The following is a 21516-nucleotide window of genomic DNA, read 5'->3' as shown; positions in this document are numbered from 1 at the left end:
CTAACGTTTTTCGTTTCTATATAATGTTTTTTACCTGCGATGCGGTGACTGACCGCCGATACGATAATAACGGCTCAAGTTGGGCCACTAAATTACTAAACAGATTGAGAGCAATTATTTATACGAATTATTCATGCTGATAAATTATCGAGGTTTCCAATTTTATAAAAAATTACATTTTGTTAAATAAAGTGGCTGTAACTTCATATTAATCCCTCAACTAAAAGGAGTTAATCGAAAATGGCTATACCAGTTTATTTATGGCTTTATGAGGAAGACGGGAAGCTACTAAAAGGCGGTGTCGATGTAAATGGGCGTGGAGGAAGCATTGAGCTGGTGGGCATGCAGCATGATGTTTTTATCCCCACTGACGATACGACAGGAGCAGCCACCGGGACGCGCCAGCATGAGGCGTATACATTTGAAAAAGAAATTGATTCATCATCCCCGCTTTTATACCGCGCACTAACAACAGGCCGGAGTTTGGCAAAAGCTATTTTCAGGTTTTACCGCATTAACGATAATGGTATGGAACAGGAATATTTCAATGTTCAGCTTGAAAATGTGAAGGTGTGCCATGTCGTGCCAATTATGTTTGATATTAAAAACCCTGCTTTTGAAAGGCACGGTCATATTGAGCATGTTGGTCTACGGTACGAGAAAATAATCTGGAATTATGCTGATGGGAATGTTCAACATGCTGACAGCTGGACAGAACGTAAAACCGCATAAGGAGATTACTCATGGCAAACTGGAAATATAAGCAGAGCACAGGCGAATTGTTCAAAGACGGTACGTTGATCGAAACGGGTTACTCTGGATCCCTGACCAACAAAAACAACCCTGACCGTGAACACGTACGGGGAATGGGGCCAATTCCACGGGGAACGTGGAAAATTAGCAGTACGGGCACAAGCAAAGGGCCGCTCACAATCACCCTGGTTCATGTCAGTGGCGATTCTTATTCTCGTGATATGCGCACTTTCCGTATGCATGGTGATAAGCGGATCGGTATTGCCGGTTTTGCGTCAGAGGGGTGCATAATCATGAGTCCATCTACACGGCTATTGGTAAGCCAGGATCATGGTTCATTGCTGGAGGTTGTCAGATGATTCGTGCAGGCTTATTAATGCTTGCCGTCACGCCAGTATGTGTATTTGCCGCCACGCCCGGGAGCGAATGCGCAACAAGGGGGCGTTATGTTGAGCAGCGTCTTTTCTCCGCTATCACTAATGATCTGGGGATTGATCCCACAGCTATTGCGCGTGGAAAAACCAGCAGCGAAATATTGAGTATTACGCCTGTATCTGAGGTATTTGCGCGGCAGATGGCTAAGACTGATAGCGTCGCTGGAAATGGGCTATCTGAAAATGAATACTTCAGCATTTATCATGATAAGCATGCCATGAATTTGACTGTGCAATATACCTATACCAGCACCGAAGGAAAAAAAGATGTTTTCATTGTTTCAGCGCTACTGAATGATGATGAATGTTCAATCCGGCACAATGGTTATCTCACAATTTCGCGAGAATTTTGAAATTGCGAGGCATCATTCCTAATGAATCCACGGGCCCTGGTTGCAGTGCTTTTCCTGCTGACCATGAGTAACGCAATGGCAAAAGATTGCACCCCAGCTGATGCCGAGGCGGCAGATCTTGCCGTGGATAGTCTCAGCAGTTGGCAGGCGGTTAGCGACAATTACAGCCATTACGGGCAATGCGACGACGGGAGCATAGCTGAGGGTAATTCTGAGGCGGTGATCCGTTTGCTGGTGGATAAGTGGAACACGTTATCGGCGCTCGATGAGCTGGTGAAAAAAAATCTCGCCTTTGGTGATTGGGTGCTTAATCACATCGACACCACGCTAGACAGTGGGGATTTAGAGGCGGTTGCCAGACGTGCTCAGAAAAACTGTCCGGATCACAGCAAGTTACTATGTGAAAAAGTTGGGAGCGCGGCAGACAAGGCGCTAGAGGAGCAAAAAGATCCATAAAATTACGGTGACTGGGAACGCCTCAGGGAGTTGCGATGTCACGCCCGGCTAAGTGGTCGTTGCGCCTGTTGGCGTTTCTGGCTATTACGTTCGTGCTGATGCTTTCGGGGATGCTCGACCCGCTGGCCGAAAGTCTGAAATATACCGTCACGGACCTGATAAATTATCTCCCGACAGAGAAGATAGAACCTTACCCCGACCGCGTGGAGGATAACTATTTCACTATATGTAGTGTCTAACGCGCTGGTTGCCAGCATGGTTGTTTTTCTCGGTGAAAAGATTATCAGGTGATTCAGTATGGCCCGTTTACAGGCCTTTACCCTCGGCGAATTCGCAATGATTTTCCCCTAAGAATTCCTCAGGTTTTAAACTGCGAATTCGCAGTTTGTGAGACTTAGAAATGCCAGGGTGCAAACGATGAATCAAACCGTGAAAAATAATGAATCAAAACCGACGTTTTTTCTGTGTCTATATAGTGTTTTTTATCTGTGATGCGGGAATTGACCGCCGCTACGATAATAGCGGCTCAAGTTGAGCCACTAAATTACTAAAGGTACTCCGTGGCATCTCCCATCCTCGAGGCGACGCACGCGCGGAAAACGACGGGTTTTTTGCATTTCCATGCCCCCCGCTTAATAGATTGAGTGCAATTATTTATATGAATTATTCATAGCAATAATTTATCGAGGTTTCTGGGTTTATAAAAAATTACATTTTGTCAAATTCAGTAGCTGTAAGGTTTGGTTTATTTTTCAACTAAATGGAATTAATAAAATGGCTATACCGGCTTATTTATGGCTTAAAGACGACGGCGGCGCGGATATTAAAGGCGGTGTTGATGTAAGGGATCGCAAGGGAAGCATAGAAGTGCTCGGGTTCGGTCACGGTTTGTTCCTGCCTACCGACAATAATACGGGCAAGATCACCGGCACGCGGGTACATAGCGCGCTCAATTTTGAAAAGGAGTTTGATTACTCCAGCCCCTATCTTTACAAGGCTGTTGCCACCGGCCAGACGCTCAAGAGCGCCGAATTTAAGTGGTACAAAATTAACGATGCAGGTCAGGAGGTGGAATACTTCAATATGCTGTTGGAAAGCGTCAAAATCGTTTCTGTATGCCCGCTGATGCACAACTGCAAAAACGAAAGCACTGAGAAACACAATCACCTCGAGGGGATCGCCCTCCGCTACGACAAAATCACCTGGAAGCATTGCGACGGGAATATCATTTTCTCTGACTCATGGAACGAACGATGATCCAGTGTACGTTCAGGCTGAACGGAAACGGTTTATCAAACCTCAGTTGTCCGGGTATTGGTTTCTTTCCCGCGTATTCAGGCTACGAGGGTACTCACAGAAATAACCCTGGCTCCGTGAATGTTCCGAATGCAGGCCCGTTACCGCCTGGCAAATACTATATTGTCAGCCGCCCGACTGGAGGCCTCAGAACGATGATTCAGGATTGGGCAGCTACGCAGTACACCGGTTCAGATCGATCGGTCTGGTTTGCGCTGTATCGGGAGGATGGAAAAATTGATGACTGGACGTTTATAGACAAGGTGGAGCGCGGCCATTTCCGGTTACACCCGGCAGGCTATAAAGGCGTTAGCGAAGGCTGTATAACGCTGCCTGGCCCGGCGCATTTTGCTGTACTGCGGGAGGCGCTCTTGAGAACCCCTACGATGCAGGTAAGCGCAACGTTGACCGGTTACGGCACGGTACAGGTTTACTGATGAAAGCTATTCATATTGCCCTGATGTGGCTGCTATCTTTCGCTGTATACGCTGTGGTGCTTATCCTGATGTATGCGCTTGTCCCTGCTGGTGGTCTATTTGCTCTATACGACAAGATCGCCGGCCCGGTTCCCGGTGCTGAGTGGGATAACATTTACAGCAACGTGATAATACTTGGCAGTGCCGCAATAACCTTCCTGCTGGTGTGGCTGGTGGCGTTTCTGGCAATGAAAAGATTACGCAAGTGATCGGTTTAAACTGACGCGGAAGATGACAAAACAAGGCCCGTTTATTGGCCTTTCACCCCTGCGAATTCGCAATTTTCCATGTTAAGAAATGCTAAGTTTTTTTACGTATCCGGATCGAGCTGCGATCCTGTTTGCGTAGGGCATTACTGCAGAGTGGAGGCAAAGAAAAATCATGAGCATTTCAGCCAGGCAAAAAGCCGTCATTGTGGCCGCGCTTATCGAGAGGGATAACGCAGAGCTCACGCCTTATCTGTACCGCGGGCTGGCGAGGGTGATCGCTGGGGATGCAGTCCGGCGCGAACGTTTTATGCAGAAGGTTAGATCCCCAGAGTACCACTGGAAAAAGCCAGAGCCGCGGCGAAGATAGAGCGCAAAAATTTGGACTGTTCTTGACGGAATAAGAGGTATACGGCGACACCGCCCCCTTCTCCTCAGTCTGAGGAAAAGCCCCAACCGGCGAAAACAAAAAGGTCGCGCTTCATCGGTGACTAACCTCGCCAATGGTGAGGTTACGGTGATAAATACCAGGCTTTAGAACGAGAAGCAGGTACGCAGACAGTTACGCACCCAAAGCGCGCCTTTTCTGCGTATTTTGTGCGGTAGAAATCGTGATGGAAAAAAAAGTTGTTTGAGTTTGTAGCAGAAAGTGAGGCGTAACGTATGACCGGTCATAAATTAACCATAAATCACTATGGTTACTTTTCTGGAATATCCCCGGCATATCCCCGGGAAAAACAAAGGGCCAGCGCATTTAGCGCCAGCCCTTGCGGTGTCTGGTGGCCCCTGCTGGACTTGAACCAGCGACCAAGCGATTATGAGTCGCCTGCTCTAACCACTGAGCTAAGGGGCCGTGGCGGTGAATTATAAAGTAACTCCGGCGTGCAATCCAGCCATAACCGTACGTATGCTGTTTTATTAAACAACGTATTTTCAATCCGTTATACTTTTCTTACGATGTTATGTAGTGGAGTCGTTATGGTTAAGGACATTTTAGCGCCGGGGTTGCGGGTCGTGTTCTGCGGCATCAATCCGGGGCTTTCTTCTGCCGGGACGGGATTTCCGTTTGCGCATCCGGCGAACCGTTTCTGGAAGGTGATTCATCAGGCCGGTTTTACCGATCGCCAGCTCAAACCCGAAGAGGCAGAACACCTGCTGGATTTTCGCTGCGGTGTCACCAAACTGGTTGACAGGCCAACGGTGCAGGCTAATGAAGTCTCGCGTCAGGAGTTGCACGACGGTGGACGTAGCCTGATTGCTAAAATTGAGCAGTACCAACCGCATGCCCTGGCGATTCTGGGTAAGCAGGCATTTGAGCAAGGCTTCAGCCAGCGCGGCGTACAGTGGGGAAAACAGAGCATAACCATTGGCGCAACGCAGGTGTGGGTGTTGCCGAATACCAGCGGGTTGAGCCGCATTACGCTGGATAAACTGGTGGAAGCATTCAGGGAACTGGATGAAGCGCTGATCGTGCGGGGGAGATGATCCCGACAGTGGCTGTCCGGATCCTCTATTCCATTACATCGGGTCAACCTGGGCAATCATCGCCTGACCCAGCGCGCTCTCAATGCGGTAGCACAGTGTTTTCATTCTGGATTCGTAGGCGTTAATGACAAGATCATTCAACTGAGGGTTCAGGTCCTCCTTCACTGAAAGGAACAGACTATTTTTCTTGTTCAGCTCCGCCATCGCGCCGCTGTATTTATCCCAGTTTTTCGGGCTGTAGGAGCGAAGGGCGTTTAATGAGCGTATGCAGGTTTCGTTGGCTGTCAAAGAACTGCTTTTCATCCTGTCTTCATTCGCCGTAGCCTGAGGTTGTTGTACAACCGGCTCTGCTACGGGCGTGACCAGCGATTTAGGCGCGTTTTGCTGTTTATTGACACAAGCAGTCAGCACGATGCATACCATCAGAAGCCATGTGTTTTTCATTTTATTATCAGTTCCTGCAGAAGAGTAGGGCATACTCATTTATTTGCTTGAGAATTATCTTAGGTATTGATTATAAGAGGAAACGGAACAATAGCAATGCGAGTTTATTACTGTTGGGATTGGGATGATTTTCACACGCTGGAATTCAGAGGATAAATAAATATCCTCCGGCATAGTCGGGGGTTTTTCTGATGCGCCTATAAGACTCTGTTACCAGCCGCGTCCTAACAGGCGCATACGATCTGACATTTGCATCAGACTTCGTTACTTACGGCCCGTAAACGGGCTGCCCGGATAAGGGAGCGATAACTGCTCATAAAGCATCAGACTGCTTTTCCCTTTAAGATATCCTATGAAGCCAGATACGCTCATTTTGGGCGGGATTTCCACAAGTATATGGATGTGATCTGCGCAACATTCAGCTTCCAGGGTCCGTACGTTCTTCCACTCACACAGCTTTCTTAAGATGCTACCTATCGCCCTGCGTTTCTCTCCGTAGAACACTTGTCTTCGGTATTTTGGCGCAAAAACGATGTGATATTTACAGTTCCATTGGGTGTGCGCTAAGCTCTTTTCGTCCCTCATTGGGACCCCCTTTTGATTCCTTGTTGAACTTTTGCAGTTGCCAGACCGCAAGATGTTTTAACAAATCAAAAGGGGTTTTAATCACTGACTTAAAGCTGAAAGCTTTCCGGAACCCCCACCTGGCAGGGGGTTTTCCATAGGCAAAAAAAGGCCACAGCAAGCTGTGGCCTTAAATATTAATCCAGCGCGATGAACGATTAGTCGTCCAGGAAGCTACGCAGCACTTCAGAACGGCTCGGGTGACGCAGTTTACGCAGCGCCTTCGCTTCGATCTGACGAATACGTTCGCGGGTAACGTCAAACTGTTTACCCACTTCTTCCAGCGTGTGGTCGGTGTTCATATCGATACCAAAACGCATACGCAGGACTTTCGCTTCACGCGCGGTCAGGCCAGCCAGCACGTCATGCGTTGCCGCACGCAGGCTTTCCGTTGTGGCAGAATCCAGCGGTAGCTCGAGGGTGGTATCCTCGATGAAATCACCCAGATGCGAATCTTCATCGTCACCGATAGGGGTTTCCATGGAGATCGGCTCTTTGGCGATCTTCAGCACTTTACGGATCTTGTCTTCCGGCATCAGCATACGCTCAGCCAGCTCTTCCGGCGTCGGCTCGCGACCCATCTCTTGCAGCATCTGGCGGGAGATACGGTTGAGTTTGTTGATGGTCTCAATCATATGCACCGGAATACGGATGGTGCGCGCCTGATCCGCGATAGAGCGGGTGATCGCCTGACGGATCCACCAGGTTGCATAGGTGGAGAACTTGTAACCACGACGGTATTCAAACTTATCGACCGCTTTCATCAGACCGATGTTGCCTTCCTGAATCAGATCCAGGAACTGCAGACCACGGTTGGTGTATTTCTTGGCGATAGAGATAACCAGACGTAAGTTTGCTTCAACCATCTCTTTCTTCGCACGACGCGCTTTCGCTTCGCCAATGGACATGCGACGGTTGATGTCTTTGACCTGCTCGATGGTCAGGCCGGTTTCTTCTTCAATCTGACGCAGTTTCTGCAGACCACGATGAACGTCATCGGCCACATCGTGCAGTTTTTCGGACCACGGCTTGTTCATCGCGATAGCCGCATTGAACCAGGTTTCGCTGGTTTCATTGCCGGTGAACAGGGTGATGAAGTTCTTCTTCGGCATTTTGCACTGCTCAACGCAGAGCTTCATGATCAGACGTTCCTGGGTACGAACCCTGTCCATCATGACGCGCATGCTGTTCACGAGGTAGTCAAACTGCTTTGGTACCAGACGGAACTGCTTGAATACTTCAGACAGCTTCAGGATCTCAGTCTGGGCATCGGCGTGGCTACGACCTTTCGCTTTGATGGTGTCACGCGTGACTTCGTACTGCGTACGCAGTTCGCCGAACTTCTCGCGCGCCAGCTCAGGATCGATGCTGTTGTCGTCATCGCTGCTGTCGTCGTCGCTGTCTTCTTCGTCTTCGTCCTCATCGTCATCCATGTCTTCCTGAGATAACTCAGATCCGACGTGAGTGGCGGTAGGGGCCAGATCTTCTTCCGCGTTTGGATCGACAAAGCCGGTGATCAGATCGGACAGACGGGCTTCTTCAGCTTCAACGCGATCGTACTGCTCAAGCAGATAGGTAATAGCTTCTGGATATTCGGCAACGGAGCACTGAACCTGGTTGATCCCGTCTTCGATGCGTTTCGCAATATCGATTTCGCCTTCGCGGGTCAACAGTTCAACGGTACCCATTTCACGCATGTACATGCGAACCGGGTCAGTGGTACGACCGATTTCAGACTCTACGCTGGACAGAACTTGCGCAGCCGCTTCTTCCGCGTCTTCGTCGGTACTGGTGGTATTTTCAGCAAGCAGCAGATCATCGGCATCCGGTGCTTCTTCCATCACCTGAATACCCATGTCGTTGATCATTTGGATGATATCTTCAATTTGATCTGAATCGACGATATCTTCCGGCAGATGGTCATTGACCTCGGCATAGGTCAGATAGCCTTGCTCCTTACCACGGGTGACAAGAAGCTTCAGCTGTGACTGCGGGTTTTGCTCCATAAGACGGTATCCACACTTAATTCGTTTGATTAGAGTCAGCAAGCCGTTGCTGCCAACATTTAAAGCGAGGGCGTACTTATATTTGTGGCCGCTGCCTCTCAGTGCGGCTGTCGGGGGCTTCCCGATCGCTATTCGGCACTTAAGCCGTTAAATACTTTTGTCTGTTTCAATTCATTTCTTCGCCAGTTCCTGGTTCAGTGTCCAGAGCTCCCGGCGTTCTTCGCTGCTTAAACCGTGTGTGCGCTCGCGGGCGATTAGCTCTTCCTGGCGCAGCTCAAGCATCGAATCAAACATATGGTTGAGTGAGTCGGTGAAGGTTTTTTCAGCAATATCCTTATCTGCTATATCGTCCCACATCGACAATTTTTCAAGGGTGGCCGCATCATTTGTGCCACGATAGTGTTCTAAAAGCTGTCCGGTGGTTAGCCCTGGCTGGGACAAACAAGTGTTGACCAGTTCTGCGAATAAGCCAAGTCCAGGCAGCTTATTCTGGTCCAGACCGCTTAACGGTGGCACCAGCGGCGCCAGTTCCGGATTTTGCACCAGCAGTCCTATCAGTATACGCATGGTCGTGCGTTTTAGCTGCGGAGCGGGTCGGGAAGTCCCACTTTCGGACAATTTTGGCATTAATCGTTCAAGCTGGCTGTCGTCCAGAATGCCAAGCTTGTTGCCCAATTCCTGTCGCAGATAAATGCGTAATGTTTCACCCGGTACCTGAGTGATAAGCGGTAGCGCCAGCGTACTCAACTGCGCTCGCCCGTCCGGCGTGCTCAGGTCCACCTGCGGCAGCAGGCTATTAAACAAAAACGCGGAGAGCGGCAGGGCCTGCTCCATCCGGGCTTCGAATGCCGCTTTCCCCTCTTTACGCACCAGCGTATCGGGGTCTTCGCCATCAGGTAAAAACATAAAGCGTAGCTGACGACCATCCGTCATGTACGGCAGTGCGGTTTCCAGCGCGCGCCAGGCGGCGTCTCGTCCTGCACGGTCACCGTCATAACAGCAAATAACGTTGTTCGTGGCGCGGAACAGGAGCTGAATATGATCGGCGGTGGTTGAGGTGCCCAGCGAAGCCACGGCATAGTTAATACCATACTGCGCCAGCGCCACCACATCCATATAGCCTTCCACCACTAACAAACGTTGCGGATCGGCGTTATCCTGCTGCGCTTCATAAAGGCCATACAGTTGGCGGCCCTTATGGAAAATATCGGTTTCCGGGGAGTTGAGGTACTTCGGTAGCGCATCACCCAGCACACGACCGCCAAAACCTATCACCCGACCACGCTTATCGCGGATGGGGAACATCACCCGTTCGCGGAAGCGATCGTAACTGCGTCCCTGATCGTTGGTGACCAACATACCCGCATCCACCAGTGACTGGCGATTTTCGCTATTGCCGCCAAACCGTTTCAGGACGTTGTCCCAACCGGGGGGCGCAAAGCCAATAGCAAAACGCGCGATCACTTCACTACTGAGTCCTCGCTTTTCCAGATACTGGCGCGCAGGGGTAGCGGCGGGTTGCATCAGAGATTGCTGATAAAACGTGTTCAGGCCATCCATCAGTTGATACAGGCTTTGCCGTTGATGGCGCTCTATCTGACTGGGGCCTGTGCCTGCTTCAAACGGGACGTCAAGGTTATGCATAGCCGCCAGTTCTTCGACGGTTTCCACGAACTCGAGCTTGTCGTAGTTCATCAGGAAGTCGATAGCGTTGCCGTGCGCGCCGCATCCAAAGCAGTGATAAAACTGTTTTTCACCGTTTACGGTGAAAGAGGGGGTCTTTTCGTTATGGAACGGACAACACGCGTGATAATTTTTGCCCTGTTTTTTCAGCTTTACCCGCGCGTCGATGAGATCGACGATGTCGGTTCTTGCCAGCAGGTCATTGATGAATACACGTGGGATTCGTCCAGCCATATGCCCCTTTTATACACTTCATCCTTCAAGCTGCCTCGGCGTTGGCTACGCTCGTTCACCCCTGTCACTTACTTAAGTAAGCTCCGGGGATTCACTCCCTTGCCGCCTTGACGCATCATGAATGATTTTGTGTATATGCTAATGCATAAACGAAAATAAGCCGCGCATTCCTTTCGGAAGCACGGCCTTACAACTACAACTCGGTCTGAATCGAGAGCCTCAGCCCCCGACAGAGATTAGTACAGACGAGTGCGGCGTGCGTTTTCGCGAGCCAGTTTCTTCGCGTGACGTTTCACAGCAGAAGCTTTGGCGCGTTTGCGTTCGGTAGTCGGTTTTTCATAGAACTCACGACGACGAACTTCCGCCAGAACGCCTGCTTTCTCGCAGGAACGCTTGAAGCGACGCAGTGCTACGTCGAACGGCTCGTTTTCACGTACTTTAATTACCGGCATGTAACTCTCACCTTTGATAAATTCGGTTTGCCGCTGGCATCAGCGCCAGCTTATTTCAAAATGGTGCGGAATTTTACTGCAATTGCTGCTGCTTTGTAAAGCACCGATGCGATTTTGAAAGGGACTTTTATAAGGGGGAAGAGTATACACGAAATCGGGAGTGAGGGTATACATCTACCCGCATTCGACCTACACTGCGCGGTAATAACGTGAGGTAGAAACAAGTCATGCGTGTACTGGGAATTGAAACATCCTGCGATGAAACCGGCATCGCCATTTACGACGACGAAAAAGGTCTGTTAGCCAACCAATTGTATAGTCAGGTGAAATTACATGCTGACTACGGCGGGGTCGTGCCTGAACTGGCCTCCCGCGATCATGTCCGCAAAACGGTGCCGCTGATTCAGGCGGCGCTGAAAGAGGCGGGACTGAGTGCGAAAGAGATTGATGCGGTGGCGTATACCGCAGGACCGGGTCTGGTTGGCGCGCTGCTCGTCGGCGCAACCGTCGGTCGTTCGCTGGCGTTTGCATGGAATGTGCCCGCTATCCCTGTACATCATATGGAAGGGCATCTGCTGGCACCGATGCTGGAAGATAACCCGCCAGAATTCCCCTTTGTGGCGCTGTTGGTATCGGGGGGACATACCCAGCTTATCAGCGTGACGGGCGTTGGGCAGTATGCGTTGCTCGGTGAATCGATTGACGACGCTGCCGGTGAAGCGTTCGATAAAACCGCCAAGCTGCTGGGGCTCGACTATCCTGGCGGCCCGATGCTGTCGAAAATGGCGTCGCAGGGCACCGCCGGACGTTTTGTTTTCCCGCGGCCCATGACCGATCGTCCGGGGCTGGATTTCAGCTTCTCCGGGTTGAAAACCTTTGCGGCGAATACGATTCGCAATAACGGCGATGATGATCAAACTCGTGCCGATATCGCCCGGGCGTTTGAAGACGCGGTGGTAGATACGCTAATGATCAAGTGCAAGCGGGCGCTGGATCAGACCGGCTTTACGCGTCTGGTGATGGCGGGCGGCGTCAGCGCCAACCGTACGCTGCGGGCGAAGCTGGCGGAGATGATGCAAAAACGTCGTGGCGACGTGTTCTATGCCCGTCCGGAATTTTGTACTGACAACGGGGCGATGATTGCCTATGCCGGCATGGTGCGCTTTAAAGCGGGGGCCACGGCGGATCTCGGCGTGACCGTACGTCCGCGCTGGTCGCTGGCGGAGCTGCCTGCGGCATAAGCGCTTTCTGTCCTGCCCGGTGGCGCTGCGCTTACCGGGCCTGCGAATCTATTCTCTGCGTTTACCGGATCGACAAGGCCGTAGGCCGGGTCAGGCGAAGCCGCCACCCGGCAATACACCGCATACACCCGCACTACACCCGCAGCATTCCTCTGTCTTCCAGAAACGCAATAATTGTTGCCAGACCGTCACCCGATTTTAAATTGGTAAACGTCCACGGGCGCTCGCCACGCATGCGCAGCGTGTCGCGTTCCATGACCTCCAGCGACGCGCCTACATAGGGAGCGAGATCGGTTTTGTTGATCACCAGGAAATCCGATTTGGTGATCCCCGGTCCGCCTTTTCGCGGGATCTTTTCCCCTTCGGCCACATCGATCACGTAGATAGTGAGATCCGCCAGTTCCGGGCTGAAGGTGGCGCTCAGGTTGTCGCCGCCGCTCTCAACAAAAATCAGATCCAGATTGCCGAATTTTTCGCTTAACGCGTCCACCGCGGCCAGATTCATCGAGGCATCTTCGCGGATGGCGGTGTGCGGACAGCCGCCGGTTTCCACACCGACAATGCGTTCCGGTGCCAGCGCGCCAGCTTCGGTGAGAATGCGCTGATCCTCTTTGGTGTAGATATCGTTGGTGACCACCGCCAGTTGCCAGCGGTCGCGCATCGCTTTGCATAACGCTTCCAGCAGGGCGGTTTTACCGGAACCCACCGGGCCGCCTACGCCAACGCGCAGGGGATGTTTGTACTCACTCATTGTCTCTCCTCAGGAGCGAAATAAACGGCAATATTGCGTTTCATGGCGTGCAGAGGCGATGGCTGCCAGCGGCGTGGCGGATCCCAGACCGTCGTCCGGGCACGCCAGCGCCTGCGCCATGCCCTCGGCATACTGCGAGCAAAGCGTAATAATCAGCCGCTGGGCCGCCTGCTGACCAAACGGCACCAGTTTGACACCGGCCATCACCGCACTCTCAATCCAACTGTATCCGAACGTTAAGGCCAGGTCGGGCAGCGGAATGCGCCACTGCACGCCCAGCCAGGCCATACCGCAGAGCTGACTGTCGGCAAATAGCGTGCGCCATGGCTGCGGGCATTCTGGCTGCCAGTCGACGACCAGTCGGGTGAACGCCGCGCCCCGGCTGCGCTCTTCTTCCCGTAGCTCGCGGGTTTCCCGACAGGCCAGCAGATACGCCGTCCAGCGTCGCGCGGCATCAATATCATCCTGTTCGCAGGCGTGATACAGCCGGGCGAACAGCGGCAGGTCGACGGTGAAAACGCTGTTTTCCATCTGCCGGGTTTGCCAGTGCGCGAAGGTGTCCACGCTGTTCACCCAACCGGTCTCAACTACCCACTCCAACCCCTGTGACCAGGTAAACGATCCCACCGGCAGACTGCTGCTGGCGAGTTGCAGTAGACGCAATTGCTGCAGTGCATCACGCATCAGTGCGCATGGCTGTGGTGATGACCATGAGATTCACTGGCATACGCCCCGGCCTCAGGTTCAAACGGCAAATGCGCAAACGTCACCTGCAGTTTGAACTGGCGCAGCATCGTATCCAGCACGTGATCGTGGTGATAGCGCAGTTCGTCCGGCAGAATTTGTAATGGGACGTGGCGGTTACCGAGGTGATAACAGGCTTTCGCAAGCAGGAACGGATCGGCACAGCGCACCACCGACACCGCCTCGCTGGCGGCGATGATTTCCACCACTTCCGTGCCGTCTTCAGTGCTCAGGCAGTCGCCGCCGCGCAGCAGCAGGCCACGGGGCAGCATCAGCCCCGCCTCGCGCCCGTCATTGAGTTGTACTTTCGCCCGACTCTTCACGCGGATATCAATTGGCAGCGTCAGCGTGGCGGTGACGTGCGCTGGGGTGTCAACGCGTTGCGTCAATAACAGCATCTCGGCTCCTCAAAATAAAAAGTAACGCTGCGCCATTGGCAGAACGTCAGCGGGTTCGCTGGTGATGAGTTCACCGTCGATACGGACCTCATAGGTCTGGGCATCCACGGTGATATTGGGTTGCAGGCTGTTGTGGATCATGTCGGCTTTTTTCACCGTCCGGCAGCCTTTCACCACGGCAGTTTGGCTTTGCAAATTGAGTTGCTGTGCGACGCCGTTTTCCACCGCCGCCTGTGACAGAAAGGTCAGCCGGGAATGATGACGTGCCGCGCCGAGCGCGCCAAACATCATGCGGTAATGCACCGGTTGCGGCGTGGGGATGGAGGCATTGATGTCACCCATCGGCGCGCAGGCGATCATGCCGCCCTTCACGATTGTGGCTGGCTTCACGCCGAAAAAGGCGGGGGACCAGAGCACCAGGTCCGCCAGCTTCCCGGCCTCAATCGAACCGACTTCGTGGGCGATGCCGTGAGTCAGCGCCGGGTTAATGGTGTACTTGGCAATGTAGCGCTTCACGCGCAGATTATCGTTATCACCCGTTTCTTCCGCTAACGGGCCACGTTGCACTTTCATCCGGTGCGCCACTTGCCAGGTGCGCAGGATCACTTCCCCCACGCGTCCCATTGCCTGAGAGTCCGATGAGGTCAGCGAAAACGCGCCAATGTCATGCAACACGTCTTCGGCGGCGATGGTCTCCCGACGGATCCGTGATTCGGCAAAGGCGACATCCTCGGCGATATCCGGATCCAGGTGGTGACAAACCATCAGCATGTCGAGATGCTCATCAACGGTGTTGACGGTGTAGGGCAGTGTCGGGTTGGTGGAAGAGGGAAGAATGTTGGCATGCGCGCAGGCAGTGATGATATCCGGAGCATGCCCGCCGCCGGCTCCTTCGGTGTGAAACGTGTGGATGGTGCGATCGCCAATCGCTGCCAGCGTATCTTCGACAAAGCCCGATTCGTTTAATGTATCGCTGTGCAGTGCTACCTGAATGTCCATCTCATCGGCTACGGTCAGCGCGCAGTCGATAGCCGCAGGCGTCGCACCCCAGTCTTCGTGGATTTTCAGGCCGATGGCGCCAGCGGCAACCTGCTCGCGCAGCGCATCGGGATGAGAGCCATTGCCTTTGCCCAGCAGGCCGATATTGACGGGCAATGTGTCCGCCGCCTGTAGCATTCGGGCGATATACCACGGTCCCGGCGTGCAGGTGGTGGCATTGGTGCCGGCAGCCGGTCCGGTGCCGCCACCAATCATTGTCGTCACACCGGAGACCAGCGCTTCTTCCGCCTGCTGCGGACAGATCCAGTGAATATGGGTATCCACGCCACCCGCCGTCACGATCTTGCCTTCGCCGGCGATCGCTTCGGTGGCGACGCCGATTGGGATCGTCACGTCAGGCTGAATATCCGGATTCCCGGCTTTGCCAATCGCAAAGATCCTGCCGTCTTTAATGCCGATATCCGCTTTGACGATCCCCCAGTGATCGACGATCAGCGCATTGGTGATCACCAAATCCACGCAATCCTGAGACGGCATCTGCCCCTGGCCCATGCCGTCGCGGATCACTTTGCCGCCCCCGAATTTCACCTCTTCGCCATAGGTGGTGAGATCGTTTTCCACTTCGATCCACAGAGCCGTGTCCGCCAGACGTACTTTATCGCCGGTGGTCGGGCCGAACATGTCGGCGTAAGCCTGTCGGGAAATTTCAGCCATGTTTCACCTCCAGCGCACCCATGACGTCGCCGCGAAAGCCAAAAATACGCTGTGCGCCCGCCACGCGTACCAGCTCGACCTCTCGCTTTTGCCCCGGCTCAAAACGTACCGCTGTCCCCGCCGGAATATTCAGACGAAAACCCAGCGCGGATTCGCGGGCAAAGCGGAGCGCCGGGTTGGCCTCGTAAAAGTGGTAGTGCGATCCCACCTGAATAGGGCGATCGCCATGATTCTCCACCACGATCGTGCGCGTTTCACGCCCTGCGTTGATCGCAATGTTTCCTGTCGCGATCCGGTATTCACCTGGAATCATGGTTGCTCCTTAGACGATCGGACTGTGAACGGTGACCAGCTTCGAACCGTCCGGAAAGGTCGCTTCAACCTGGATATCCGGGATCATCTCCGGAACGCCTTCCATCACCTGTTCACGGTTCAGAACGTGGCGGCCATCCTCCATCAGCGCGGCGACGCTTTTGCCGTCGCGCGCCCCTTCCATGATGAATGCGCTGATGAGCGCCACCGATTCCGGGTAATTCAGCTTCAGCCCGCGCGCCAGTCGGCGCTCCGCGACCAGCGCGGCGGTAAAGAGCAACAGCTTGTCTTTTTCTCTGGGAGTCAGTTCCATAGGGAGTCTCTTAGGTTTGCCAGATGCGCGGCGGGTGCGGTGGCTTTTGGGTTAACAGCGGGCGCAAAAACTGCCAGATTTCACGCATGACGCGCTGAACGATCAGGTTGTCGTCTGCCAGAAAACGGACCGTCAGCAGCAGGTCGGCGAGCGTTGCCCCGGCATAATCACCGAGCGGAGCCAGACGTTCGCGCACGCCGTCCAGCATCTGTTCCGTGGCCGGATAACAGAGCAGGGTGCCACTCCACGGTTGACTGGCGATGGCCGCGAGATCCCCATCACGCAGCGTCAGGCGCTCGATGAGCAGCGGCTGCCCGTCACGCCAGACTTCCAGGCGGTTGTGCAATGCGCCGTGGCTGAACGTCTCTTGCATGACCGGTCGCCCGAAGCAGAGCAGATCCCAGCCCAGCAGGCGGCTTTCGGCGGTGAGATGAAATATGGAGCAGAGGCTGGCGTTAGCGCCCGGGAACAGGATCGTATCCTGTGGCAGCCATTCCAGCGTCGCGTTCGGGGCCAGCGTAAACGTCTGGTGCAGTCGTGCCAGCGGACCTGCGCTGCGATAAAACTTGCCCGCACCGGGCATGGTGATTAATACATGGCTGTTTTCGTCCAGCGTGACGGAAATCTGGAGTTCATCACCGCCGACAATGCCGCCGGGAGGATGGAGTAAATAGAGGTGGCAAACATCGTCTTGCGGATAAAACGGCCGTTGAACCGTCAGGGGACCGACGTGGTGTGCGCGAGTGAGCACCGTTTTATGCGCGGTATGGCTAAACCGCAGGTCGAGTTCGGCCTGCCAGCCCCGTGTTGGTATCTTGTGCGCAACGGTATCCAGAGCGTTTCCCTTATCAGCGTGAGGGTGTTTGCATAGTAAAAAGTATGCCTCAGCAGAGGGGGAAAACGGTCATATGAGACGCTTATGGAAAAAGGGGGCGACAGCCCTGCCGCCCCAACGAGGTTAAAGCAAAACGAGAGGCATCCAGAGCAACCCAGTCGCCAGCAGCAGCACCAGGAAAATCAGACCGAAAATTGCCCCCAGCCGCCAGTAATCAACCGTCGGCAGATAACCGCTACCATAGTAGATAGGGCTTGGACCGGTCGCATACGGGGTGAGAATGCTGCCCAGACCAATAGCCGCACCGACCATCAGGCAGAATACCGGTAATGGAATTTTCGGCATCGCCAGCGCGGCAGCGATCATCATTGGCGCCAGCGCGGAAGTGTAGGCCGTTGCACTGGCAAAGAAGTAACGTAACAGCCAGAACACCACGATCAGCGCGATCATCACCAGCACCGGTGAGTAGCCGCTCAACCCGCTGGCCAGCAGCTTGCCAAACCAGGTGATAAAGCCGGTGTTGTTCAGTCCGGTTGCGAGAGTGATGAGCGAGGCCAGCCAGAAGAAGACGTTCCACGCCGATTTATTACTGACGATGTCATCCCAGGAGATGATGCGCAGCACCAGCATCAGAGCGACGACGCTGTAACCGACCATGGCTGCGTCGATATAGTCTCCGCCGAAGATCCACAGCACCAGTGCGCCTACCATCAGCACCAGCATCTTTTTCTCACGCGAGCAGAGCGGCCCCATCTCTTTCAGTTCCGACTCCGCCCAGCGCGGCACCTGATCGCCCGACTTCAGCACGGGTGGATACAGCACATAGGCAAGCCACGGTACCAGCAGAACCAGCAAAATGCTCAGCGGCAGCATGCCTAAGAACCAGTCACCCCAACTGAGCGCCGTATGAGAGGCGGTCTTCATCAGGCCAATCAGCAGTAGGTTTGGTGCCATTGCCGTCAGGAAAATGGCGCTGGTCACACAGTCGGCGGTGATCCCCATCCACATAATGTAAGAGCCGATGGAGCGGGCACTGGGATCGTTGGGTTGTGAGTTATAGAGTGGCGGCAGGTTGCGGATAATCGGGTAGATGATCCCTGCGCCGCGTGCGGAGTTAGAGGGGGTAACAGGGGCAAGGATCAGTTCTGAGAACATCACCGCATAGCCGAGAAACAGCGTGCGGTGCCCCATTTTTTTCACCAGCATCAGCGCGATACGCCGACCGAGGCCGGTTTTTTCATACCCGGTGCCAAACATAAAGGCGGCGAAAATCAGCCAGATAACCGAGTTAGAAAAACCAGAAACCGCCCACGAGAGCGCTTTGGAGGTAAATTTGAAGCCGTCCTGGGCGAGCTGTTCCGGGCTGAACAACAGCCACGGCGAGAGGACTGCGATAATCGATATCCCAATCATCGCCACGACTGCGCCGGGTACAGGTTCCAGAATGAGTCCCACGATGACGCCGGTAAAGACCGCAAAGTAGAGCCAGGTGTGGCTCTCAAGACCGGTGGGGACGGGCAAAACAGCAATAATGGCGATGACCACCAGCGGAGCCAGATATCGCCACCAACCAGATAAAGGTGCCATTGTCGTATCCCTGCGAAAGAGGGAGAGGCGCAGGCCTCTCCGGAAGGGTTATTTGATGTAATGCACGTGTTCACAGATTTCGTCGACGATGGGACCGCGACGCTCGGCGAACTGTTTTTTGTTTTCGGCGATCAGGTTGTTGCCGTGGGTGTCGATAGAGACAATCAGCGGACCGAACTCTTTCACCCGACAAACCCACAGCGATTCCGGCATACCGAGCTCCATCCAGTGCACCTCTTCGATCTCTTCCACCTGGGTGGCGGCCAGCACCGCACAACCTGCCGGGAAGATTACGTGCAGCGCCTTGAATTTCTGGCAGCCTTCTTCCGTCAGCGGTCCCATGCCGCCTTTACCCACCACCAGTTTGACGCCTGTCTGCTCAATGAACTCTTTTTCAAAGGCTTCCATACGCATACTGGTGGTCGGGCCGACGGAGACCATCTCCCATTTTTCACCGTTCTTACGCACGATGGGCCCGGCATGGAAAATCGCTTTGCCATTGAGGTCGTAGGGGATCGGGCGCTTCAGTTCGATCAGTCGGCGGTGGCAGACGTCGCGGCAGGTCACCAGCGTACCGGTCAGATAGATCACATCGCCAACGCGGATGTCTTCCAGGTCTTCGGCTTTGATCGGGGTTGTGAGGATCTTTTTCATAACGCGCTCCGGGTGTGAGACAGGTTTTCGAAGGAGAGGTCAGAATGGACCAGCAGCGTGCCGCGGCGGTGCGCCCAGCAGCCGGTGGAGACGGCGACGCCAATGGTTGACGGGTGACGCGCGGCGGATTCGATATGCACGCCCATCACGGAACTGTTGCCGGTGAGCCCTTGCGGACCAATGCCCAGCCGGTTTAGCCCTTCTTCCAGACGCAGCTCAAGCTCTGCCGCTTTTGGATTCGGATGGCGGGAGCCGATTGGGCGCAGTACCGCTTTGCGCGACAGCACGGCGGCGGTTTCAACGGAGGTGGCGATACCCACGCCGACCAGCACCGGCGGACAGGCGTTGACGGCCAGCGTCGAGATGTTTTCAAAGACGAATTTCACTACGCCTTCATAACCTTCGGAAGGCATCAGTACTTTGGAGCGCCCCGGCAGCGTGCAACCACCACCGGCCATATAGACTTCAATTTCCGCGTCATCGCCGTCGGGCACAATATCCCAGGTTACCCACGGTACGCCGCTACCGGTGTTTTTACCGGTATTCACTTCGTCAAAAATTTCTACGGCGTTGTGGCGCAGCGGCGCTTTCACTGTGGCATCTTCCACCGCTTGCTTGAGAATGCTTTGCAACTCACCCAGCAGCGGGAAACGGGAACCGACCTTCACGAAGAACATGATCTCACCGGTGTCCTGGCAGGCCGGACGGTTAAGATCGATAGCTTTCTGCATGTTGTCGAACATCGTGTGGTAGATGATTTGCCCCATCTTTGATGTTTCGGCGTCCCGCAGCTGTTTTAATTTGTCCACCACATCGTCGGGCATACGGGTGGATATCATGGCGGTAAAGTTGGCGACTATTTCCGTCAGCGTATTAACCGCATTTTGATTATTTTGATTGCTCATCATGTCAACTCCAGTTCTTTTATTTTCTGGAAATAAATTCTCTTTCACAAACTACCATTAAATGTGTGGTTTTATATTATTTGCCACTGTGTATATGCAATTAACAGTTCGTGAATGATGCTGAAGAAAGATGATGAAAATTGAGCAAAGGCAGAGATTAACCGTAGATTGCGAATTACACTTGAGGTATCAACTTCATGGATAACCCGAAAAATGCTCAAAAACTGGCCCTTAGCCAAAGACCTTCAGGTGCTGGTGGAAATTGTCCATACGGGCAGCTTTAGCGCAGCGGCATGCACCCTCGGACAAACGCCTGCCTTTGTGACGAAGCGAATTCAGATCCTGGAAACCACGCTCGACACCACGCTGCTTAACCGCTCTGCGCGCGGTGTGGCGCTGACGGAAAGTGGTCAACGCTGTTATGAACAGGCGCTGGCGATCCTCACGCAATATCAGCGCCTGATAGATGAAGTGACGCAAATCAAAACGCGCCCGGAAGGGATGATTCGTATTGGTTGTAGCTTCGGGTTTGGCCGTAGTCACATTGCGCCTGCCATTACCGAACTGATGCGCAATTATCCTGAGTTACAGGTTCATTTTGAACTCTTCGATCGGCAAATTGATTTGGTTCAGGATAATATCGATCTTGATATTCGCATTAACGATGAAATCCCTGATTATTATATTGCGCATTTGTTAACAAAGAATAAAAGAATATTGTGTGCCTCCCCCGGATATTTACAGAAATATCCTGAGCCAAAAACCTTGCAGGAATTAAGTCACCACGATTGTCTGGTGACAAAAGAGCGTGACATGACTCACGGAATATGGGAACTGGGAAATGGCACGACGAAAAAATCGGTCAAAGTGAGCGGGCATCTCTCTTCCAACAGCGGTGAGGTCGTTCTGCAATGGGCGCTGGAAGGCAAAGGCATCATGCTGCGTTCAGAGTGGGATGTGCAACCGTTTCTGGCGAGCGGCAAACTGGTGCGAGTGTTGCCGGAGTACGCGCAGAGCGCCAACATCTGGGCGGTTTATCAGGAGTCGCTGTATCGCAGCGTGAAGCTCAGGGTCTGCGTGGAGTTTCTGGCGGCATGGTGCCAGCAACGATTAGGCAAGCCGGACGAAGGCTATCAGGTGCTGTAGGCCGGGCTGGACAAC

At 53.6% G+C, this 21516-nt stretch carries 25 protein-coding genes, 1 tRNA gene and 1 pseudogene; 11 read left to right on the top strand and 16 right to left on the bottom strand.

Annotated features, from left to right (window positions below):
* Positions 1-240: 240 nt before the first annotated feature.
* From tssD to OGY35_RS05435, 8 genes are all read left to right on the top strand, one after another.
* Positions 241-732, top strand: a complete 492-nt coding sequence (gene tssD, locus OGY35_RS05470; RefSeq protein WP_286631623.1) for a type VI secretion system tube protein TssD — start codon at positions 241-243, stop codon at positions 730-732.
* Between the two features lie 11 nt (positions 733-743).
* Positions 744-1112 (top strand): tlde1 domain-containing protein, encoded by a 369-nt coding sequence (locus OGY35_RS05465; RefSeq protein ID WP_286631622.1) that lies wholly within the window; start codon positions 744-746, stop codon positions 1110-1112.
* Complete coding sequence (locus OGY35_RS05460; protein ID WP_286631621.1) at positions 1109-1540, top strand: Shiga toxin A subunit; 432 nt, start codon at positions 1109-1111, stop codon at positions 1538-1540. Before OGY35_RS05465 ends, OGY35_RS05460 begins: the two co-directional genes overlap by 4 nt.
* 21 nt (positions 1541-1561) lie before the next feature.
* The gene (locus OGY35_RS05455) at positions 1562-1996 is read left to right on the top strand and encodes a hypothetical protein (RefSeq protein ID WP_286631620.1); all 435 of its coding nucleotides are present in this window, start codon (positions 1562-1564) and stop codon (positions 1994-1996) included.
* Between the two features lie 35 nt (positions 1997-2031).
* Entirely contained in the window at positions 2032-2235 is a 204-nt protein-coding gene (locus tag OGY35_RS05450) for a hypothetical protein (RefSeq protein WP_286631619.1), read from the top strand.
* 535 nt (positions 2236-2770) lie between these two features.
* Positions 2771-3253 carry an Hcp family type VI secretion system effector gene (locus tag OGY35_RS05445; RefSeq protein WP_286631618.1) on the top strand — a complete coding sequence of 161 codons (483 nt, stop codon included), beginning with the start codon at positions 2771-2773 and terminating at the stop codon, positions 3251-3253.
* Positions 3250-3729, top strand: a complete 480-nt coding sequence (locus OGY35_RS05440) for a DUF2778 domain-containing protein (protein ID WP_286631617.1) — start codon at positions 3250-3252, stop codon at positions 3727-3729. The genes OGY35_RS05445 and OGY35_RS05440 overlap by 4 nt, the downstream gene beginning before the upstream one ends.
* The gene (locus tag OGY35_RS05435) at positions 3729-3977 is read left to right on the top strand and encodes a hypothetical protein (protein ID WP_286631616.1); all 249 of its coding nucleotides are present in this window, start codon (positions 3729-3731) and stop codon (positions 3975-3977) included. Before OGY35_RS05440 ends, OGY35_RS05435 begins: the two co-directional genes overlap by 1 nt.
* Before the next feature lie 774 nt (positions 3978-4751).
* On the opposite strand, the gene OGY35_RS05430 is transcribed toward OGY35_RS05435, so the two are convergent.
* Positions 4752-4827: transfer RNA gene (locus OGY35_RS05430), tRNA-Ile, on the bottom strand.
* A gap of 125 nt (positions 4828-4952) precedes the next feature.
* On the opposite strand from OGY35_RS05430, the gene mug reads away from it, so the two are divergent.
* Positions 4953-5459 carry a G/U mismatch-specific DNA glycosylase gene (gene mug / locus OGY35_RS05425; RefSeq protein ID WP_286631615.1) on the top strand — a complete coding sequence of 169 codons (507 nt, stop codon included), beginning with the start codon at positions 4953-4955 and terminating at the stop codon, positions 5457-5459.
* 33 nt (positions 5460-5492) lie between these two features.
* On the opposite strand, the gene OGY35_RS05420 is transcribed toward mug, so the two are convergent.
* The 5 genes and pseudogenes from OGY35_RS05420 to rpsU form a co-directional block, all read right to left on the bottom strand.
* Positions 5493-5942 (bottom strand): YuaE family lipoprotein, encoded by a 450-nt coding sequence (locus OGY35_RS05420; RefSeq protein ID WP_286631614.1) that lies wholly within the window; start codon positions 5940-5942, stop codon positions 5493-5495.
* A gap of 270 nt (positions 5943-6212) precedes the next feature.
* A pseudogene (gene tnpA, locus OGY35_RS05415) lies at positions 6213-6488 on the bottom strand (IS200/IS605 family transposase); the annotation flags it as partial.
* Between the two features lie 197 nt (positions 6489-6685).
* Positions 6686-8533, bottom strand: coding sequence for an RNA polymerase sigma factor RpoD (gene rpoD / locus OGY35_RS05410; protein WP_046495899.1), 1848 nt, complete (start codon positions 8531-8533; stop codon positions 6686-6688).
* Positions 8534-8704: 171 nt separating this feature from the next.
* Positions 8705-10450 (bottom strand): DNA primase, encoded by a 1746-nt coding sequence (gene dnaG / locus OGY35_RS05405; RefSeq protein ID WP_286631612.1) that lies wholly within the window; start codon positions 10448-10450, stop codon positions 8705-8707.
* 236 nt (positions 10451-10686) lie between these two features.
* Positions 10687-10902 carry a 30S ribosomal protein S21 gene (gene rpsU / locus OGY35_RS05400; RefSeq protein WP_001144069.1) on the bottom strand — a complete coding sequence of 72 codons (216 nt, stop codon included), beginning with the start codon at positions 10900-10902 and terminating at the stop codon, positions 10687-10689.
* Between the two features lie 227 nt (positions 10903-11129).
* On the opposite strand from rpsU, the gene tsaD reads away from it, so the two are divergent.
* Entirely contained in the window at positions 11130-12143 is a 1014-nt protein-coding gene (tsaD, locus tag OGY35_RS05395; protein ID WP_286631611.1) for a tRNA (adenosine(37)-N6)-threonylcarbamoyltransferase complex transferase subunit TsaD, read from the top strand.
* Between the two features lie 133 nt (positions 12144-12276).
* Here the strand turns inward: tsaD and ureG are convergent, their stop codons facing one another.
* The 10 genes from ureG to ttdA all read right to left on the bottom strand — a co-directional run bounded on the left by ureG (position 12277) and on the right by ttdA (position 20358).
* Positions 12277-12894 (bottom strand): urease accessory protein UreG, encoded by a 618-nt coding sequence (gene ureG, locus OGY35_RS05390; protein ID WP_152406072.1) that lies wholly within the window; start codon positions 12892-12894, stop codon positions 12277-12279.
* 9 nt (positions 12895-12903) lie between these two features.
* Positions 12904-13578: an urease accessory protein UreF gene (locus tag OGY35_RS05385; RefSeq protein ID WP_286631610.1), complete on the bottom strand. Its 675-nt coding sequence runs from the start codon at positions 13576-13578 to the stop codon at positions 12904-12906.
* A complete protein-coding gene (ureE, locus tag OGY35_RS05380; protein ID WP_152406070.1) occupies positions 13578-14036 on the bottom strand; it encodes an urease accessory protein UreE in 459 nt (152 codons plus the stop codon). The genes OGY35_RS05385 and ureE overlap by 1 nt, the downstream gene beginning before the upstream one ends.
* Before the next feature lie 9 nt (positions 14037-14045).
* Positions 14046-15749 (bottom strand): urease subunit alpha, encoded by a 1704-nt coding sequence (gene ureC / locus OGY35_RS05375; RefSeq protein WP_286631609.1) that lies wholly within the window; start codon positions 15747-15749, stop codon positions 14046-14048.
* The gene (locus OGY35_RS05370) at positions 15742-16062 is read right to left on the bottom strand and encodes an urease subunit beta (RefSeq protein ID WP_286631608.1); all 321 of its coding nucleotides are present in this window, start codon (positions 16060-16062) and stop codon (positions 15742-15744) included. Before OGY35_RS05370 ends, ureC begins: the two co-directional genes overlap by 8 nt.
* Positions 16063-16071: 9 nt before the next feature.
* Positions 16072-16374 carry an urease subunit gamma gene (locus OGY35_RS05365; RefSeq protein WP_152406067.1) on the bottom strand — a complete coding sequence of 101 codons (303 nt, stop codon included), beginning with the start codon at positions 16372-16374 and terminating at the stop codon, positions 16072-16074.
* 10 nt (positions 16375-16384) lie between these two features.
* Positions 16385-17209: an urease accessory protein UreD gene (locus OGY35_RS05360; RefSeq protein ID WP_286631764.1), complete on the bottom strand. Its 825-nt coding sequence runs from the start codon at positions 17207-17209 to the stop codon at positions 16385-16387.
* A 123-nt stretch (positions 17210-17332) separates the two neighbouring features.
* Entirely contained in the window at positions 17333-18796 is a 1464-nt protein-coding gene (locus OGY35_RS05355) for an anion permease (protein ID WP_286631607.1), read from the bottom strand.
* A 48-nt stretch (positions 18797-18844) separates the two neighbouring features.
* A complete protein-coding gene (gene ttdB, locus OGY35_RS05350) occupies positions 18845-19450 on the bottom strand; it encodes a L(+)-tartrate dehydratase subunit beta (protein ID WP_042324302.1) in 606 nt (201 codons plus the stop codon).
* Positions 19447-20358, bottom strand: a complete 912-nt coding sequence (ttdA, locus tag OGY35_RS05345; RefSeq protein WP_094464815.1) for a L(+)-tartrate dehydratase subunit alpha — start codon at positions 20356-20358, stop codon at positions 19447-19449. Before ttdA ends, ttdB begins: the two co-directional genes overlap by 4 nt.
* Before the next feature lie 210 nt (positions 20359-20568).
* On the opposite strand from ttdA, the gene ttdR reads away from it, so the two are divergent.
* Positions 20569-21501 carry an L-tartrate utilization transcriptional activator TtdR gene (gene ttdR / locus OGY35_RS05340; RefSeq protein WP_286631606.1) on the top strand — a complete coding sequence of 311 codons (933 nt, stop codon included), beginning with the start codon at positions 20569-20571 and terminating at the stop codon, positions 21499-21501.
* Positions 21502-21516 lie beyond the last annotated feature (15 nt).

Origin of the sequence: Citrobacter sp. Ct235 (assembly GCF_030332305.1) — a bacterium.
Classification (GTDB): Bacteria; Pseudomonadota; Gammaproteobacteria; order Enterobacterales; family Enterobacteriaceae; genus Citrobacter_A; species Citrobacter_A telavivensis.
Note: the sequence above shows the minus strand (reverse complement) of the source record. Positions and strands in the feature narration are given on the sequence as shown.

Coding starts and splice junctions, on each gene's coding strand:
- OGY35_RS05455 (WP_286631620.1), top strand. CDS start 1,562: ATGAATCCACGGGCCCTGGTTGCAGTGCTTTTCCTGCTGACCATGAGT.
- OGY35_RS05420 (WP_286631614.1), bottom strand. CDS start 5,942: ATGAGTATGCCCTACTCTTCTGCAGGAACTGATAATAAAATGAAAAAC.
- OGY35_RS05460 (WP_286631621.1), top strand. CDS start 1,109: ATGATTCGTGCAGGCTTATTAATGCTTGCCGTCACGCCAGTATGTGTA.
- OGY35_RS05450 (WP_286631619.1), top strand. CDS start 2,032: ATGTCACGCCCGGCTAAGTGGTCGTTGCGCCTGTTGGCGTTTCTGGCT.
- OGY35_RS05435 (WP_286631616.1), top strand. CDS start 3,729: ATGAAAGCTATTCATATTGCCCTGATGTGGCTGCTATCTTTCGCTGTA.
- OGY35_RS05465 (WP_286631622.1), top strand. CDS start 744: ATGGCAAACTGGAAATATAAGCAGAGCACAGGCGAATTGTTCAAAGAC.
- OGY35_RS05365 (WP_152406067.1), bottom strand. CDS start 16,374: ATGGAACTGACTCCCAGAGAAAAAGACAAGCTGTTGCTCTTTACCGCC.
- OGY35_RS05355 (WP_286631607.1), bottom strand. CDS start 18,796: ATGGCACCTTTATCTGGTTGGTGGCGATATCTGGCTCCGCTGGTGGTC.
- ureC (WP_286631609.1), bottom strand. CDS start 15,749: ATGGCTGAAATTTCCCGACAGGCTTACGCCGACATGTTCGGCCCGACC.
- OGY35_RS05440 (WP_286631617.1), top strand. CDS start 3,250: ATGATCCAGTGTACGTTCAGGCTGAACGGAAACGGTTTATCAAACCTC.
- tsaD (WP_286631611.1), top strand. CDS start 11,130: ATGCGTGTACTGGGAATTGAAACATCCTGCGATGAAACCGGCATCGCC.
- ttdB (WP_042324302.1), bottom strand. CDS start 19,450: ATGAAAAAGATCCTCACAACCCCGATCAAAGCCGAAGACCTGGAAGAC.
- ttdR (WP_286631606.1), top strand. CDS start 20,569: ATGCTCAAAAACTGGCCCTTAGCCAAAGACCTTCAGGTGCTGGTGGAA.
- OGY35_RS05385 (WP_286631610.1), bottom strand. CDS start 13,578: ATGCGTGATGCACTGCAGCAATTGCGTCTACTGCAACTCGCCAGCAGC.
- mug (WP_286631615.1), top strand. CDS start 4,953: ATGGTTAAGGACATTTTAGCGCCGGGGTTGCGGGTCGTGTTCTGCGGC.
- OGY35_RS05445 (WP_286631618.1), top strand. CDS start 2,771: ATGGCTATACCGGCTTATTTATGGCTTAAAGACGACGGCGGCGCGGAT.
- rpsU (WP_001144069.1), bottom strand. CDS start 10,902: ATGCCGGTAATTAAAGTACGTGAAAACGAGCCGTTCGACGTAGCACTG.
- ureE (WP_152406070.1), bottom strand. CDS start 14,036: ATGCTGTTATTGACGCAACGCGTTGACACCCCAGCGCACGTCACCGCC.
- ureG (WP_152406072.1), bottom strand. CDS start 12,894: ATGAGTGAGTACAAACATCCCCTGCGCGTTGGCGTAGGCGGCCCGGTG.
- rpoD (WP_046495899.1), bottom strand. CDS start 8,533: ATGGAGCAAAACCCGCAGTCACAGCTGAAGCTTCTTGTCACCCGTGGT.
- ttdA (WP_094464815.1), bottom strand. CDS start 20,358: ATGATGAGCAATCAAAATAATCAAAATGCGGTTAATACGCTGACGGAA.
- dnaG (WP_286631612.1), bottom strand. CDS start 10,450: ATGGCTGGACGAATCCCACGTGTATTCATCAATGACCTGCTGGCAAGA.
- OGY35_RS05370 (WP_286631608.1), bottom strand. CDS start 16,062: ATGATTCCAGGTGAATACCGGATCGCGACAGGAAACATTGCGATCAAC.
- tssD (WP_286631623.1), top strand. CDS start 241: ATGGCTATACCAGTTTATTTATGGCTTTATGAGGAAGACGGGAAGCTA.